Source organism: Geodermatophilus obscurus, from assembly GCF_900143215.1.
GTDB lineage: Bacteria > Actinomycetota > Actinomycetes > Mycobacteriales > Geodermatophilaceae > Geodermatophilus > Geodermatophilus obscurus_A.
Genome location: NZ_FRDM01000007.1, coordinates 1 through 15697 on the forward strand (window position 1 = coordinate 1; position 15697 = coordinate 15697).

The 15697-nt window shown below is 74.7% G+C and carries 12 protein-coding genes and 1 tRNA gene; 3 read left to right on the plus strand and 10 right to left on the minus strand.

The features are described from left to right. From BUB17_RS08855 to BUB17_RS08885, 7 genes are all read right to left on the minus strand, one after another. A partial coding sequence (locus tag BUB17_RS08855; protein ID WP_141242963.1) for a LamG-like jellyroll fold domain-containing protein occupies positions 1-3285 on the minus strand: 3285 nt, incomplete at its 3' end. A 232-nt stretch (positions 3286-3517) separates the two neighbouring features. Next, the gene (locus tag BUB17_RS08860; protein WP_072916697.1) at positions 3518-4204 is read right to left on the minus strand and encodes a hypothetical protein; all 687 of its coding nucleotides are present in this window, start codon (positions 4202-4204) and stop codon (positions 3518-3520) included. Next, positions 4201-4953, minus strand: a complete 753-nt coding sequence (locus tag BUB17_RS08865; RefSeq protein ID WP_072916700.1) for a CDP-alcohol phosphatidyltransferase family protein — start codon at positions 4951-4953, stop codon at positions 4201-4203. Before BUB17_RS08865 ends, BUB17_RS08860 begins: the two co-directional genes overlap by 4 nt. Beyond that, positions 4950-6221: a DUF1972 domain-containing protein gene (locus tag BUB17_RS08870; protein WP_244277077.1), complete on the minus strand. Its 1272-nt coding sequence runs from the start codon at positions 6219-6221 to the stop codon at positions 4950-4952. The genes BUB17_RS08865 and BUB17_RS08870 overlap by 4 nt, the downstream gene beginning before the upstream one ends. Before the next feature lie 258 nt (positions 6222-6479). Continuing rightward, positions 6480-7967, minus strand: coding sequence for a sugar transferase (locus tag BUB17_RS08875; protein ID WP_141242964.1), 1488 nt, complete (start codon positions 7965-7967; stop codon positions 6480-6482). Between the two features lie 195 nt (positions 7968-8162). Next, a complete protein-coding gene (pth, locus tag BUB17_RS08880; RefSeq protein WP_072916703.1) occupies positions 8163-8750 on the minus strand; it encodes an aminoacyl-tRNA hydrolase in 588 nt (195 codons plus the stop codon). A 62-nt stretch (positions 8751-8812) separates the two neighbouring features. Next, positions 8813-9517: a 50S ribosomal protein L25/general stress protein Ctc gene (locus BUB17_RS08885; protein ID WP_072917175.1), complete on the minus strand. Its 705-nt coding sequence runs from the start codon at positions 9515-9517 to the stop codon at positions 8813-8815. Positions 9518-9795: 278 nt separating this feature from the next. Here BUB17_RS08885 and BUB17_RS08890 point away from each other — a divergent pair, with 278 nt between their 5' ends. After that, complete coding sequence (locus tag BUB17_RS08890; RefSeq protein ID WP_072917178.1) at positions 9796-11115, plus strand: UDP-glucose dehydrogenase family protein; 1320 nt, start codon at positions 9796-9798, stop codon at positions 11113-11115. Positions 11116-11177: 62 nt separating this feature from the next. On the opposite strand, the gene BUB17_RS08895 is transcribed toward BUB17_RS08890, so the two are convergent. The 3 genes from BUB17_RS08895 to BUB17_RS08905 all read right to left on the minus strand — a co-directional run bounded on the left by BUB17_RS08895 (position 11178) and on the right by BUB17_RS08905 (position 13801). After that, a complete protein-coding gene (locus BUB17_RS08895) occupies positions 11178-12158 on the minus strand; it encodes a ribose-phosphate diphosphokinase (RefSeq protein WP_072917180.1) in 981 nt (326 codons plus the stop codon). Between the two features lie 48 nt (positions 12159-12206). Next, the gene (gene glmU, locus BUB17_RS08900; protein ID WP_072916705.1) at positions 12207-13703 is read right to left on the minus strand and encodes a bifunctional UDP-N-acetylglucosamine diphosphorylase/glucosamine-1-phosphate N-acetyltransferase GlmU; all 1497 of its coding nucleotides are present in this window, start codon (positions 13701-13703) and stop codon (positions 12207-12209) included. Positions 13704-13728: 25 nt separating this feature from the next. Then, positions 13729-13801 (minus strand) — tRNA-Gln (locus BUB17_RS08905). 169 nt (positions 13802-13970) lie between these two features. On the opposite strand from BUB17_RS08905, the gene BUB17_RS08910 reads away from it, so the two are divergent. Both BUB17_RS08910 and BUB17_RS08915 read left to right on the plus strand, forming a co-directional pair. Beyond that, positions 13971-14960 carry an acyl-CoA desaturase gene (locus BUB17_RS08910; protein ID WP_072916708.1) on the plus strand — a complete coding sequence of 330 codons (990 nt, stop codon included), beginning with the start codon at positions 13971-13973 and terminating at the stop codon, positions 14958-14960. A gap of 74 nt (positions 14961-15034) precedes the next feature. Continuing rightward, entirely contained in the window at positions 15035-15658 is a 624-nt protein-coding gene (locus BUB17_RS08915) for a TetR/AcrR family transcriptional regulator (protein WP_083606195.1), read from the plus strand. Positions 15659-15697 lie beyond the last annotated feature (39 nt).

A 15697-nucleotide genomic window follows, 5' to 3' on the forward strand; every position in this document is an offset into this window, starting at 1 on the left:
GGTGCCGGCGGGGCCGGCCCACACGTCGTCGACGCGGACGGTGACCGGCGCGGTCGCCGTGCCCGACAGGAACCCGGCCACCCCGATCCCGCCGGGGCCCTGCAGCGCCGGGGTGCTGTCGGTGGTCGTGGTCTGCCACGCCGCCGGCTCGGCGGTGCCGGCCGGCCACGCCTTGGCGTTCAGCGTCGAGGTCCCGCTGCCGGTCACCTCCAGCCGGGCCAGCAGCACCGCACCGGGCCGGTAGGTCACCCCGGCCAGCTCCACCGCGGTCAGCTTGGTCTCCACCCCGGACTGCAGCCGGGACAGCCCCAGCACCACCTTGCCGGTGGCGGTGACCTTCACCGAGGCGCGGTAGTCGGCCGCCTGCGTGCGCCGCCCGGCCAGGTAGACCCAGGCCCCGCCACCGGTGGGCAGCGCCTCCATCGACACCGCCACCTGGGTGACCACGTCGGCCACCGACGGCCCGTAGAGGTAGGCCGAGGTGGCGGCGCCGCCCCGGGGCAGCTCCAGCCGCCCCACCCCGCCGCCGGCCGACGCCGATCCGGTGACCGACCACGGCCCGCCGACGTCGGCCGCCCCCAGGCCGACGGCCACCGACCGCTCGAAGCCGTCCGCCGCCCGCGGCGCGCCCGGCGCCGGCCCGGCCACCGGCGCGGTCACCGTCACCGACCCCGTCCGGGTGGCCACGGCGCCCCGGTCGTCGGTCACGGTCAGGGTGACGGCGTAGGTGCCTGCGGCGGCGTAGGCGTGCGTGACGGTCCTGCCGGTTCCCGTCGCCCCGTTCCCGAAGTCCCACGCCCAGCGGGTGATGGAGCCGTCGGCGTCGCTGGAGCCGGAGCCGTCCAGGACCGCGGTCAGGTCGCGTGCCGTCGAGGTGAACGCCGCCGTCGGGGCGACGTTGGCCCCCTGGCCGGTGCTCCCCAGGGTGTGGTGGCTCGCGACCTGCTGGGCCGAGAGCGCGGTCGGGTAGACGGCGACCTCGTCGATCTGACCCGCGAAGAAGGGCGCGCCGGCCCAGGAGGTGTCGCCACCGATCCGCCAGTACCCGGTGCTCGGCTCGGCGCTGACCGTGTCGGCGCGGGCGGCGACGCGCACGCCGTCGACGTAGAGCGCCATCCCCGCCCGGCTCAGCGTGGCCACGACGTGGTGCCACCGGCCGTCGTTGTACGCCGCGGTGCTGCTGACCGTGCGGGTCGCCCCCGGCCAGACGCCGAAGAGGATCCGCCCGGTCGTGTCCATGTAGACGTTGCGGTCGTTCTGCCAGCTCGTGCCGGTGTTCGCGTTGCCGAACCCGATGATCTTGCCGCCCTGGGTCGTCGTCGTCCGGATCCAGCTCTCCACGCTGAAGACCTGCGGTCCGGCGATGGCGGTGCGGGTGGCCGCGAAACCGGTGGTCCCGCCGTTGAACTGGGTGGCGGTGTCGCGGTCACCGCGGATCGCGCCGGGGACGTCGCGGGTGACGCCGGCGTTGACCGTCAGGTCCATCGGGCCGGTGTAGTCCCACCCCGTGGTGCCCGAGGGCTCGCCCAGCGACCAGGTGTCGATCGCACCGTCCGCGGTGACCGCCTGCTGGTAGGGCCGCGGCGTGCCGACGCTGCCCGCCGGCACCGTGGCGGTCGTCCAGGCCGACGCCTTGCGGTTGCCGAAGGGGTCGGTCACCGTCACCAGCCAGCGGTGCGACCCGGCCGTCGCGCCGGTGTCGGCGCAGCCGTACGTCGGCAGCCGCCACCACAGGGAGGGCTGGGTGACCTCGCACACCGGAGCGGAGGCCTCGCTGTCCCGGTGGACGCGGTAGGTGAGGTGCTCGCTGTCGGCGTCGGCGACCGCCTTCCAGGTCAGGCGGACCGCGCCGCGCACCATCGTGGCCGCCGGCACGAAGGTCGCGTCGGTCTTGGGACCCACCCTGTTCAGCGAGAGCGACGGGACGGCGAAGCGGACCAGCCCCTGCTGCCTGAAGCCGTTGATCGCCGGGAACTCGCCGCCGAAGACGACGTAGTCGCCGTTGCCGGTGACCGTCCAGCCCGCCTGGCCCTGGCCGGTGAAGGTGCCGGGGGTGAACACCGGCCCCCAGGCCTGGTGGGCGGGCGCGGGCTGACCCCTCACCGGCCCCGCGCCGGTGTTCGTGCCCACGGCCGCCACGCTGTAGGCGTTGCCGAACATGTGGTAGCGCGTGGGGGTCTGCTCGGGGAAGCTGCCGATGTTGCGGCAGTCGTGGGCGTGCGACGCCGAGTAGACGACCCCACGGGTCGCGTAGGTGGCGTAGCTGTCGCCGTAGCAGTCGACGAACCACTGCACCGCGCCGCCGTCGGCACTCGCGGCGAAGAGCCCCTCGAGGGAACCGGGGCCGAAGTAGTTGTAGCCGGTGCCGTAGACGTTGGTGCCGTCGGTGCTCAGGCTCCAGATCGCGGAGTTCACGCCCTGGTTGGTGATGTACCGGTTGACCGCGAACGGCCGGGTGGCGCCGGTCTGCGCATCCAGTGCACCGACGCCGGTCGCCTTGGTGCCGTTGAGGGTGTCGAAGCGGCCCGCGGCCACCACCTGCGAGCCGCCACCGGTGACCACGAGGGCCAGGACGTCGTTGCTGGTGGCGGTGTTGCCGTCCTTGTTCCCGCTGGTCGGACCGACACCCGGCTGGGGCGTCCACGGCAGCAGCGCACCGGTGGCCGCGGAGACCGCGGCGAGCCGGTTCCGCGCCGTCGAGCCCACCGCGGAGAAGTCCCCGCCGAGGTAGACGGTCGCGTCGGTCGCCGCGATGGTCCGGACCTTCGCGTTGGCGGCCGGCCGGAAGTCGGCGAGCAGCTGGCCGGTCGCGGTGCTGAAGGCCGCGACCCGCGACCGCGGCTGGCGGTCCACCTCGGTGAAGTCACCGCCGACGTAGATCCGCGAGCCGTCGGGCGAGGCGGTCACCGTGACCGCCTGGCCGTTGAGCCGGGGCGCGAACGAGGGGTCGAGCACCCCGGTGCGGATGTCGTAGGCCAGCAGGTTGCTGCGCGGCGTCTCCGACGTGCCCGCCGGGGCACCCGCCGGTCGCGCGCTGGTGAACTTCCCGGCCGCGTACACCGTGGTGCCGACGACGACCTGCGACCACACCACCCCGTCGATCTGCACGGTGGGCAGCGGGTCCGCGGTGACGGTCGCCGGCGTGGCCGGGTCGGCCGGGTCCCGCGGTGCCGAGTCGGCCCGCGCCGTGCCCGGCGGCAACCCGCCGAGGACGCCGGCGAGCACCAGGACGGCGACCAGCGCCGCCAGCAGCGCTCTCGGCGCCGCGGTCGTCCGTGCAGACATCAGGTGCATCCCCCGTGTTCGTCCCGCTCGCGCGGTCGGTTCCCCCGACCGACCGGCGAACACTAAGCGTGACGACGGAGGGGTCGGGATCCCCTGATGCGGTGACGGGACGTCCCGCACACGGAGACTTCACCCGTACGAGGTGACCCTGCGTGACACCAGACGGCCCGGAAACGCCGACGGGGCCCCGGCTCGCGCCGGGGCCCCGTCGATCGGGTCGAGCTGTGCGGCGTCAGTCCGCCGCTCCGGTGAACACCAGGTAGGGAGCGCCGGGCCGGTAGCCGACGGACACGGTGACCGCCCCGCGTGCGTCCTGCCCCACGGTGAAGACGTAGACGCCCACGGCGCTGTCCCCGGGGTCGACGACGCCGGAGAAGGGCCTGGCGGACGGGTCGTCGAGGGGCGAGGCGGGGACCTGCTCGGCTCCGTGAGCCAGGGTGACCACGGCGCCGTCGAAGGACACCGGCTCGGCCGTGCCGTTGGCCAGTCGCACGGTCACCCGGACGGCGGGCCCGGCGACGTTGCCCGGGCCGGTCGCCGTCCCCTCGGTCGCCTCGAGGGACTCCACCGTCCCGGTGACCCCGTCGCCGACCGCGGCCGTCCCGTCGAGGGCGACCGCCGGGAGGCCCGGCGGCAGCTCGGCGGGGTCGCCGGTGAGCACCGCGGGGTCGCCGGTCGGCGCCGGTGCCGGCGGCACGCTCGCCGACGGTCCGGCGGTGGCGGTGGGCTCCGCGGTGCCCGTGGCCTCCGGGGAGGCGATCGCGGCAGGCGGCCCGGAGCCGGCCGGCTCCGTGCCCCCGCGTCCCGCGACGAGCGCCACGGCCAGCAGCGCGGCGGCTCCCAGGGTCACGGCCCCGGCGGCCAGCAGCCTGCGGTGCCGCGCCTCCCGCGGGGTCCGACCGGGTGTGCCGGTGGTCATGGGGCCAATCCCTTCATCTCGCGGTACCACGTGCTCGTCGCGAGCAGGAGGTAGCTCGCGGTGGCGGCGAACAGTGCGGTGTACGCGGCGGCGAACAGACCCGGCGCCCCGAGGAGCAGGAAGGTCAGGCACAGCACGCCGTAGTCGGTCGGTGCGGTCAGCAGCGACCGGAGGCCTCCCGGCCGCCGCCCCGACGGCGTGGCTCGCGTCGCGGCTCCGTGCTGGGCCCGCAGCGCCTCGTTGAGCAGCGTCGCGAAGAAGTGCACGACGGCCACCACGGAGAACCCGAGGGGCACCAGCAGCCAGGCGGTCCGCCCGAGCGGTTGGAACCGGTAGAGGCCGATGAGCAGCGCCAGGTGCAGGCTGGCGATCTTGGCGGCGTCGACCATGTGGTCCAGCCACTCCCCCGCGGGCGAGCCACCGCCACGCAGCCGGGCCAACTGGCCGTCGGCGGCGTCCAGCGCGTAGCCGAGCACCAGGCAGGTGGCGACGGCCAGCCCCGTCGGCACCGACGGCGGCACGACGGCGAGCAGCGCGATGCCGGTGGCCGTGGAGGCGGCGCTGACCGCGGTGACCACGTTCGGCGTGAGCCCGGCGTGGAAGGCCAGCGCGGCGAACAGCCGGCCCAGCGGCCGGTTGACGTAACGGGAGTAGGCCGGGGCGCCGGTGGCCCCCTTCTGCGCGGCGGCCAGCCGGCGCACCGTCGTCCGCAGGTCCCCCGTCGGGTGGGTCCCGACGGTGGCGGTCATGGCCGCACCGCCGGCCCGTCCTCGAGCGGCACGTCCTCGATCGGCAGGGCGGTGGCAGGCACGGGCAGGAGCACGACGTCCGCCGGCGGCCGCACCGGACGCGGGGCCGGTGCGGCGTCGGCCGCGGACGGCCGGCGGCGCCCGGAGGGTCGCCGGGCCGGGAACCGGCGTCCGGCCAGGATGCCGGCGAGCTCCTCGTATCCGGCGGCGACCTGGTCCCAGTCGTACCCCCCGGCCAGCTCGCGGGCGCGCAGTCCGGAGCGGGCGACCCAGTCCGGGTCGGCCTCGACCGCGTCGACCTCCCGGGCGACGTCAGCCGGGCTGCGGAAGTACCGGCCGGCGTCGGCGACCACCTCGCGGTTGAAGTCGACGTCGAAGGCGGTGACCGCCGCGCCGGCGCCGATCGCGCGCAGCAGCGAGGGGTTGGTGCCGCCGACGGAGTGACCGTGCAGGTAGGTGACGCAGTTGGCGTACAGCTGGTCGAGCAGCTCCTGGTCCCAGACGCCGCCGAGGAAGCGCACGCGGTCGTCGGCCAGCCCGTGCACCCGGGCGGTGTACCCGTCGGCGTAGGGCGCCGAGCCGACGACGACCAGCGGCTTGGTGGCCGTGCTGGCGGCGTAGCCCTCGACGACCACGTCGACGTGGTTCTCCGGCTCGAACCGGGCGACGGCCAGGTGGTAGCCGCGGGGCTCGAGGCCGATCTCGGCGAGCCGGTGCGCCCCGGGCTCGATCAGCGGCGCGCCGTAGGTCAGCAGCGTGGTGGGAGCGGCGAAGGCGTCCCGGTAGTAGTCGGCGATGCCCTGCGCGTCGGCGATGAGGGCGTCGGACCAGCGGACGGCCAGCGCCTCGGCCGCGCGGTAGTAGCGCCGCCCGGTGCCGCCCCACTTGGCCCGCTTCCACTCCAGCCCGTCCACGTGCGTGGCGACCGGGATGCCGGCGGCGCGCAGCACCGGCAGCAGCGGCGAGTTGGCGGCGTTGAAGACGATCGCCGCGTCGGTCCGGTGGCCCAGCAGGTGCCGTACCGAGAGCGCGGTGTGGCTGAGGGTCTCCAGCGACCGCCTGCGCGCAGCCGGCAGGTGCACCAGCTCCATGCCCAGGTACCGGGCCGGCGGCGGCTCCTCGGCCCCGGGAACGGTGCGGCAGTAGACGACCACCCGGTGCCCCCGATCGGCCAACCGGCGGCCGACCTCCTCGACGGCGGTCTCGAAGCCGCCGTAGCGCGCGGGCACGCCGCGCGTGCCCACCATCGCGATGCTCAAGCGGTCCACTGGGCCTCCGTCTCGCGTCCGGGCAGCAGCTCGGACGACTAGGTGCGGGACGCACTGGTCTCGTCGCCCTGGGTGAGCATCGACCGGCGCCGGACCCTGGAGGAGGTCTCCGGGGGTCCCCTCACCCGCACGGGGCAGCCGCCGTCGGCCTCGTCCGGGGCACTGCCCGAGCTCCGCTGGCCCCTCGCAGGGCCCAGCCGCGAGCCTGCGAGTGGTGGGGGGCAAGGGGGTCCTCCAAGGGGAGGACGGGGTCCTTCTTCAGTACGCCCCGGAGCTGCTGACGACGGCGCGGAAGGTCTTCGCGAGGATGAGCAGGTCCACCGCCAGCGACCAGTTCTCGACGTAGCGCAGGTCCAGGCGGACCGACTCCTGCCACGACAGGTCGGAGCGACCGGAGATCTGCCACAGACCGGTGAGCCCGGGCTTGACCAGCAGCCGGCGGCTGACCGACGTGTCGTAGCGGGCGACCTCGCCGGGCAGCGGCGGCCGGGGGCCGACCAGCGACATGGAGCCCCCGAGGACGTTGAGCAGCTGCGGCAGCTCGTCCAGCGACAGCCGGCGCAGCACCCGGCCGACCGGGGTGACCCGCGGGTCCACGCGCATCTTGAACAGCAGGCCGTCGGAGATGCTCTGCGCCCGCAGGGCGTCGACCCGGCGGTCGGCGTCGACCACCATGCTGCGGAACTTCAGCATCGTGAAGGCCTGCCCGTTCACACCCACCCGCTCCTGGCGGTAGAGGACCGGGCCGGGGCTGGTGACCTTGACGGCGGCGGCGATGCCCAGCAGGGCCGGGGTGAGCAGCAGCAGCGCGAGGGCCGCCACCACCCGGTCCAGGCCGCCCTTGACCACGCGCTGCCACCCCTCGAAGCGCGGCTGCTCCACCGACAGCAGCGGCAGCCCCTCGAACGGGCGGATGTGCAGCCGCGGGCCGGCGACCTCGATGAGGCCGGGGGCCACGAGCAGCTCGATGCCGGTGCCCTCCAGCTGCCAGGACAGCGAGCGCAGGTACTGCGAGGCGGTCTCGCTGGCCGAGGTGACCGCGATGGTGTCGGCCTCGAGGTGCCCGGCCAGCGTCAGGACGTCGTCCAGCCCGCCGACGGGGACGCCGGCGGCGCGGGCCACCCGGTCGCGGTCGTCGGGGGTGACACAGGCGGCGACGACCTCCAGGCCGGCGAACTGCTCGCGCCGCAGCCGCTCGACCAGCTCCAGGGCGGCGGTGCCGCGACCCACGACGACGACCCGCTTGGTGCAGCGGCCCCGGGCGCGCAGGCCGCGCAGCGCACAGCGGGCGGCCCACCGCCCCAGCAGGGTGCCCAGGGCCAGCGCGGGGACGGCACCGACGACCAGGGCCCGGCTGAGGTCCAGGTCGGCGGCGTAGGAGGCGAACCCGGCGAGCGCGAGGAGCAGGAAGCCGGCCCTGCCGACGGCGCGGTACTCGTCGCTGCCGGTGCCGAAGACCCGCTCGGCGTGAGCGCCGGTCGCGTGCAGCAGGACCGGCCAGGCGACGACGAGGCCGACGCTCGCCCAGAACAGCGAGGTGGTCGGCGAGGCGTCCGGGTGCGTGCCGAGGACGCAGGCCCCGGCCACCGCGGCGGCCGCCACCTCGAGGGCGGTGAGGACGCGCGAGTACCGCCCGGCCCAGGCGACCCCGCCACGCCGCAGCCGCGGACGGCGCAGGGCGGCCGGCGGCTCCGCGAGCGCGCGGGACGCCGTCCCGAGACGGATGGTGGACTGGTCGAGCAGCACGGTTCCCCCCGGACACACGTGACGGCGTGTAGTCGGCGCCGCTCGCGCGAGGGTCGCTACTCGCCTGTCAGCAGGGAGTCCGCCCCGGGTGAGCGCCCGACGTCGGAAGAACGATCACAGCGAGTCACGAGCGGGTCAATGCGAGGGGGACGCCTTCACCCGATGGGGACGGCGGCTCACCCGCCCGGAACGGGCTCAGGTGCGGGGGTGGACGACGTTCTGCGCCGCTTCGAGGCCCTGCGCGAGGAGCTCCTCGGTCGCGTCGGCGGCCTCGGCGACCAGCAGGTCGAGCTCCCTGCGCTCGGTGGCGGAGAAGTCCTTGAGCACGAAGTCGGCGGGGTCCTGACGACCGGGCGGGCGGCCGATGCCGACGCGCACCCGGAGGTAGTCCTTCGTGCCGGTGGAGCGGGAGATCGACCGCAGGCCGTTGTGGCCGCCCTCGCCGCCGCCGCGCTTGAGCCGCACGCTGGCGAAGGGGATGTCGAGCTCGTCGTGCAGCACCACGAGGTCGGTGGGCGGGATGGAGTGGTAGTCGAGCAGGCCGCGGACCGGGCCGCCGGACTCGTTCATGTAGGCCGTGGGCCGGGCCAGCACGATGCGGCGGCCGGCCAGCCGCCCCTCGCCGAGCAGCGTCCGCGCCCGCTTCCCCTTCCCGGGGGAGAGCCGCACGCCGGCGCGCGTGGCGAGCTCGTCGAGCACCATCGCGCCGACGTTGTGCCGGTTGCCGGCGTAGGAGGGTCCGGGGTTGCCCAGCCCGACGACGAGGAAGGGCCCCTCGGACACGGCCGCAGGGGCGCCGGCGTCGCCGGCGCCCCTGCGGGTGGTGTTCTCGTCCAGGGTCGGCCTCAGCCCTTCTCGGCCGACTCCATCGACTCCCCGCTGCCCTGGTCCTGCGGCTCGGAGACGATGTCGCCCTGGCCGGTGCCCTCCTCGGCGGGCGCGGACTCCTCGCGCTCGATGCCGGCCTCGGCCTCGGCCTCGGCGAGCTCGGCCTCGAGGGCCTCGGCGGTCGGGGCACCCAGGAAGCCGATGACCAGGGCCTCGGGGTCGGTGATCAGCGTCGCGCCCCGCGGCAGCACGATGTCGCCGGCGCTGATGTTCTGCCCGGCGGTCCGGCCGGTCACGTCGACCTCGATGGTGTCGGGCAGGTTCGTGGCATCCGCCTCGATCGAGATGGTGTTCAGCTGGTGGTTCGGGATGGCGTCGATGCCCGGCTCGCCCACGACGACGATCGGCACGTCGACGGTGGTCCGCTCGCCACGGCGCACCAGGAGCAGGTCGACGTGCTCGTGGACGCGGGTCAGCGGGTCGCGCTGGACGGCCTTGGTGAGCGCCAGCTGCTCCTCGCCGTCGAGGACGACGGTGATCAGGGCGTTGCTGCCGCCGTTGCGCAGCACCGCGGCGAACTCGCGGGCCGGCAGGGACAGGTGCACGACGTCCTGGCCGTGCCCGTAGAGGACGGCGGGGATGCGGCCGGCCCGGCGGGTGCGGCGGGCGCCGCCCTTGCCGAACTCGGTGCGGGCCTCGGCGACGAGGCGGAAGTCAGCCACGGTGGTGTGCTCCTCGGGGAGGTGGATCCGGGTCGGTGGCCGGCGCACGGCGCGGCACGCCCGTCGAGGGGCTCTACCCCAGGAGCGTGGCACGCCGATCACGGAGTACGGACGGGGCCGTCTCCCTCGCCGGGCAACGGTCCCACTGTACGTCAGCCGCCGCGGCGACCCGGGGATCACCCCTTGGAGGCGGGGACCTGGCTGGGCGGTCGCGGCGGCACCTACCGTCCGACGAGCGGCCGGGGACCACCGTGCCGATCGAGGAGTCGGGGGACGGCATGCGCATCTCGGTCGTGGGTTGTGGCTACCTGGGCGCGGTGCACGCCGCGTCGATGGCCGAGCTGGGTCACCAGGTGGTCGGCATCGACGTCGACGAGCGCAAGATCGGCGCGCTGAACGCGGCCCGGGCGCCGTTCTACGAGCCCGGCTTCGAAGACCTGCTGGCCCGCACGCTGGCCACCGGCCGGCTGCGGTTCAGCACCGACATCGCCGACGCCGCCGGCGCGGCGGTGCACTTCGTCTGCGTGGGCACGCCGCAGAAGCGCGGCGAGTACGCCGCGGATCTGCGGTTCGTCGAGGCCGCCACCGAGTCGCTGCTGGGCGTGCTGGCACCCGGTGAGCTGGTGGCCGGCAAGTCCACCGTGCCGGTCGGGACGGCGGGGCGGCTGGCGGAGCTGGTGGCGGACAAGGTGCCCGGCGCGCTGCTGGCGTGGAATCCGGAGTTCCTCCGCGAGGGCTTCGCCGTCACCGACACCCTGCACCCCGACCGGCTGGTCTACGGCCTGCCGGCCGGCTCGGATCGTGAGGTCGCCGAGCGGCTGCTCGACGAGGTGTACGCCCCGATCGTCGCGGCCGGCACGCCGAAGGTGGTCACCGACCACGCCACCGCGGAGATGGTGAAGACCGCGGCCAACTCCTTCCTGGCCACCAAGATCTCCTTCATCAACGCGATGGCCGAGCTGTGCGAGGCCACCGGCGCCGACGTCAAACAGCTGGCCGACGCGATCGGCTACGACGACCGGATCGGGCGGAAGTTCCTCAACGCCGGGCTGGGCTTCGGCGGCGGCTGCCTGCCCAAGGACATCCGCGCGTTCATGGCCCGCGCCGGGGAGCTGGGCGCCGATCAGGCGCTGACCTTCCTGCGCGAGGTGGACAACATCAACATGCGCCGCCGGATCCGGATGGTGGAGCTGGCCCGGGAGGTCTGCGACGGGTCGCTGCTGGGCAAGCACATCGCCGTGCTCGGCGCGGCGTTCAAGCCCGACTCCGATGACATCCGCGACTCCCCGGCGCTCAACGTCGCCGCCCAGCTGCAGCTCCAAGGCGCCGACGTGCGGGTCACCGATCCGGCCGCGATCGACAACGCCCGCCGGCTGTGGCCGCAGCTGGACTACGCCGACACCGCCGAGCAGGCCGCCGCCAGCGCCGACGCGGTGCTGGTGCTCACCGAGTGGCGGGCCTACCGCGAGCTGGACCCGGTCGCCTTCGGCAAGGTCGTGGCCAGCAAGCGGGTCCTCGACGGCCGCAACGCCCTGGACCGCGAGGCCTGGACCGCCGCCGGGTGGACCTACCGCGCCCTCGGCCGCCGCGCCGGCTGAGCACGGCCCCGTCCCGAGGCTCACCCCGAGCTGGTGCGGGGTGAGGAGGACGGGGTCCTTTGCTAGCTCGCGCCGCCGAAGAGGCTCGTCACCGAGCCGTCCTCGAAGACCTCCTTGATCGCCCGGGCGAGCAGCGGGGCGATGGAGAGCACGGTGAGCTTGTCGAACTGGCGGGCCGGCTCGATGGGCAGCGTGTTGGTCACGATGATCTCGCTGACGCGGCTGTTCTTCAGCCGGTCGACCGCCGGGCCGGAGAGCACGCCGTGCGTGGCGCAGACGATGACGTCGGCGGCGCCGGCGTCGAACAGCGTCTCGGCGGCCTTCACGATCGTGCCGCCGGTGTCGATCATGTCGTCGACCAGGATGCAGACCCGACCCTCGACGTTGCCGACGACGCGGTTGGCGACGACCTCGTTGGGCTTCATGGGGTCGCGGGTCTTGTGGATGAAGGCCAGCGGGGCGCCGCCGAGCTTGTCGCTCCAGCGCTCGGAGACGCGCACGCGGCCGGCGTCCGGCGAGACGACGGTGAGCGCGCGGTCGCCCCAGCGCTCCTTGACGTGGTCGACCAGCAGGTCGAGGGCGAAGAGGTGGTCGACCGGGCCGTCGAAGAAGCCCTGGATCTGGGCGGTGTGCAGGTCGACCGTCATCAGGCGGTCGGCGCCGGCGATCTTGAACATGTCGGCGACCAGGCGGGCGGAGATGGGCTCGCGGCCGCGGTGCTTCTTGTCCTGCCGGGCGTAGGGGAAGAACGGCGCGACGACGGTGATCCGCTTGGCCGACGCGCGCTTGGCCGCGTCGACCATGAGCAGTTGCTCCATGAGCCAGGTGTTGATCGGCGCGGTGTGGCTCTGGACGATGAAGGCGTCGCAGCCGCGGACGGACTCCTCGAAACGGACGAAGAGCTCGCCGTTGGCGAACTCGTAGGACGCGGTGGGCGTCGGCGTCACGCCGAGGTGCCCGGCGATCTCCTCCGTGAGCTCGGGGTACGCCCGGCCGGAGAAGAGCATCAGGCTCTTGCTGGTCGCCTGCCGGATCGCGCTCATCGGCTCGTCCACCCCTGCTCGTCGCGTCGGTCGGGCGACCGGCGGGCCCTACTCGGACGCCTCCGCGCGAGTGTGGGCCGCCGCCTCGGCCCCTGCATCCCCGGCCGCCTCGGCGGCCTTCGCGGCGGCCGTTCCGGGACGGCGCCGCGTGACCCAGCCTGCCACATTGCGCTGGCGCGCCCGTGCGACGCCCATCGCACCCGGGGGGACGTCGGTGGTGATCACCGAGCCGGCCGCGGTGTAGGCGCCGTCCCCGACGGTGACCGGCGCCACGAGCATGGTGTCCGAACCGATGCGGACGTGGTCCCCGACCTCGGTGTGGTGCTTCTCGACGCCGTCGTAGTTCACGAACACCGTCGCCGCCCCGATGTTCGACCCCCGGCCGATGGTGGCGTCCCCGACGTAGGACAGGTGCGGCACCTTGGAGTCCTCGCCGACCTGCACGTTCTTGGTCTCGACGAAGGCCCCGACCTTGGCCCCGGCGGACAGCCGCGTGCCCGGCCGCAGGTAGCTGAACGGTCCGACGGCGGCGTGCGGGCCGACGACCGCGCCGAGGACGTGCGAGCGCACCACGCTCGCCCCCTCCTCGACGGTGGTGTCGACGAGCGTGGTGTCCGGCCCGACGACGGCGGCGGTGGCGACCGACGTCGTCCCCCGGAGGTGGACGCCGGGCTCGAGCAGCGCGTCGGGCGCGACGGTGACCGTGACGTCGACCCAGGTGGTGGCCGGGTCGACGACGGTGACGCCCGCGCGCATCAGCTCGTCGAGGACGCGGTCGTTGAGCGTGCGGCGGCGGGCGGCGAGCTCGCGGCGGTCGTTGCAGCCCAGCACGTCGACCGGGTCCTCGGCGGCGGCACCGCCGACCGGGGCGTCCTCGGCGACGAGCAGGCCGAGGACGTCGGTGAGGTACTGCTCGCCCTGGTCGTTGTCCTCGCCGAGGGAGCCCAGCGCCCGGCGCAGCGCGGCGGCCTCGCCGACGTAGACGCCGGCGTTGATCTCGCGGACGGCCCGCTGTTCGGGGGTGGCGTCGCGCTGCTCGACGATGGCCCGCACGGCGCCGTCGGCGTCCCGCACGATCCGGCCCAGGCCCGTCGGGTCGTCGACCTCGGCGGTGAGCACGGTGAGGACGTTGCCCGCCGCGCGGTGCGCGTCGAGCAGCGCGGTGACCGTCTCCCGGCGCAGCAGTGGGGCGTCGCCGTTGACCAGCAGCACCGGCCCCTCGAGGTCGGGGACGGCGGCCAGCGCGACGGCCGCCGCGTGCCCGGACCCGCGCTGCTCCTCCTGCAGCACCGGCCGGGCGTCGGGAGCGACCTGCGCGAGGTGCTCCTCCACGGCCTCCCGGCCGGCGCCGACGACCACGAGGGTGTGCCGGGCGGCCAGCGGCGCGGTCGCGGCCAGCACGTGGCCGAGCATGCTGCGCCCGCCGAGGGCGTGCAGCACCTTGGGCGTCGCCGACCTCATGCGGGTGCCCTGCCCGGCGGCGAGGACGACGACGGCGGCGATCCCGCCCTCGGGGGCGGTACCGGGCTGCAGCGGTTCGGACACGGATCTCCTCGGGCATCGGCTGCTGCTGGGGGACTCGGACTCGAACCGAGGCTTCCCGGCTCCAAAGGCCGGCGGGCTGCCGATTACCCCATCCCCCACTGCGGACGGCGCGGACACCGGTCCGGCGTCCTCCGTGAGCCTAGGCGCCCGGTCCACGCGCCACCCGCTCCGGCGCCCGGGAGGCGGGCTTCCCTACGGTGACGTAGGTTACGGAGTCGTACCGGTACGGCGGCCTCGCCGGACCGCACGACGCGACCTGGAGGCCGCTTGTCCGCTCCTGCTCCCACCCGGCCCACGGCCCCCGTCCTCCGGCCGGCCGACCCCGATGCCGGGCTCCCGGCGAACGCCTTCGGCAAGGAGAAGGGGGTGCTGGAGCAGGTCACGCTCTACGTCTTCGTCGTCGTGCCGTTCCTCGCCCTCGCCGCCGTCGTCCCGGCGGTCTGGGGTTGGGGCCTGTCCTGGCTCGACGTCGGCCTGGCCGTGGGCTTCTACTCCCTCACCCTGCTCGGCATCACCGTCGGCTACCACCGGTACTTCACCCACGGCTCGTTCAAGGCCACCCGGCCGCTGCGGATCGCGCTGGCCGTCGTCGGGTGCATGGCCATCCAGGGGCCGGTCGTGCAGTGGGTGGCCGACCACCGCCGCCACCACGCCTTCTCCGACCGCGAGGGCGACCCGCACTCCCCCTGGCGGTACGGCACCGACGCCCGCGCCCTGCTCAAGGGCATGTGGCACGCCCACCTCGGCTGGCTGTTCGACCGCCGGCAGACCAACGCCGAGCGCTACGCCCCCGACCTGCTCAAGGACACCGGCCTGCGGCGGACCAGCCGGCTGTTCATCCTCTGGGCCTTCCTCAGCCTGGCGCTGCCGGCCGTCATCGGCGGCCTGGTCACGGCGAGCTGGACCGGTGCCTGGACGGCGTTCTTCTGGGCCGGCCTGGTGCGGGTCGCGCTGCTGCACCACGTGACCTGGTCGATCAACTCGGTGTGCCACGTCGTCGGCGACCGGCCGTTCGTCTCGCGGGACCGCGCCACCAACTTCTGGCCGCTGGCGATCCTCAGCGCCGGCGAGTCCTGGCACAACCTGCACCACGCCGACCCGACCTGCGCCCGGCACGGCGTGCTGCGCGGGCAGATCGACATCAGCGCGCGGGTGATCTGGGTGTTCGAGAAGCTGGGCTGGGTGCACGGCGTCAAGTGGCCCGACCCGGTCCGGCTGGCGGCCAAGCGCCGTACCGCGGCGACGGCCGCGTCCTGAGGAACACCCCGTCCCCCTCACCCTTCGCAGGCTCAGGGCGAGCCGCTGGGCGGGGCCGGGGGACGACGGCCGCCGTGCCCGGCGGCGCGGCGCGCCCGCGGGTGCGGATGACCGGTGCCCAGCGACGCCAGCAGCTGCTCGACGTCGGCCGGGAGGTCTTCGCCCAGCGCGGCTACGACGGCACCTCCATCGAGGAGCTCGCCGCCCGCGCCGACGTGAGCAAGCCGGTGGTCTACGAGCACTTCGGCGGCAAGGAGGGCCTCTACACCGTCGTCGTCGACCGGGAGATGCAGCGGCTGCTCGACCGCTTCACCTCCGCGCTCGCCGCCGGGGGCTCGCCGCGCGAGCTGCTGGAGCGCGCCGCCCTCGTACTGCTGGACTACATCGAGGAGGACACCGACGGCTTCCGGGTGCTCTCCCGCGACTCCCCGGCCGGCGGCTCGTCCGACGGCTACGCGTCCCTGATCGGCGAGGTCGCCCGCAAGGTCGAGCACATCCTCGGCGCGCAGTTCAGCGCCCGCGGCCACGACCCGGCGCTGGCCGAGCTGTACAGCCAGGCGCTGGTCGGGATGGTCGCCCTGGTCGGTCAGTGGTGGCTGGAGCGCCGCTCCCCCGGCAAGGAGGAGGTCGCCGCCCACCTGGTCGAGCTCGCCTACAACGGCCTGGCCCACCTCAGCCCCCCTCCTGGCGCGCCCTGAGCCTGCGCAGGGCTCGGGCGGGTGTCCCCACCGGCCCGG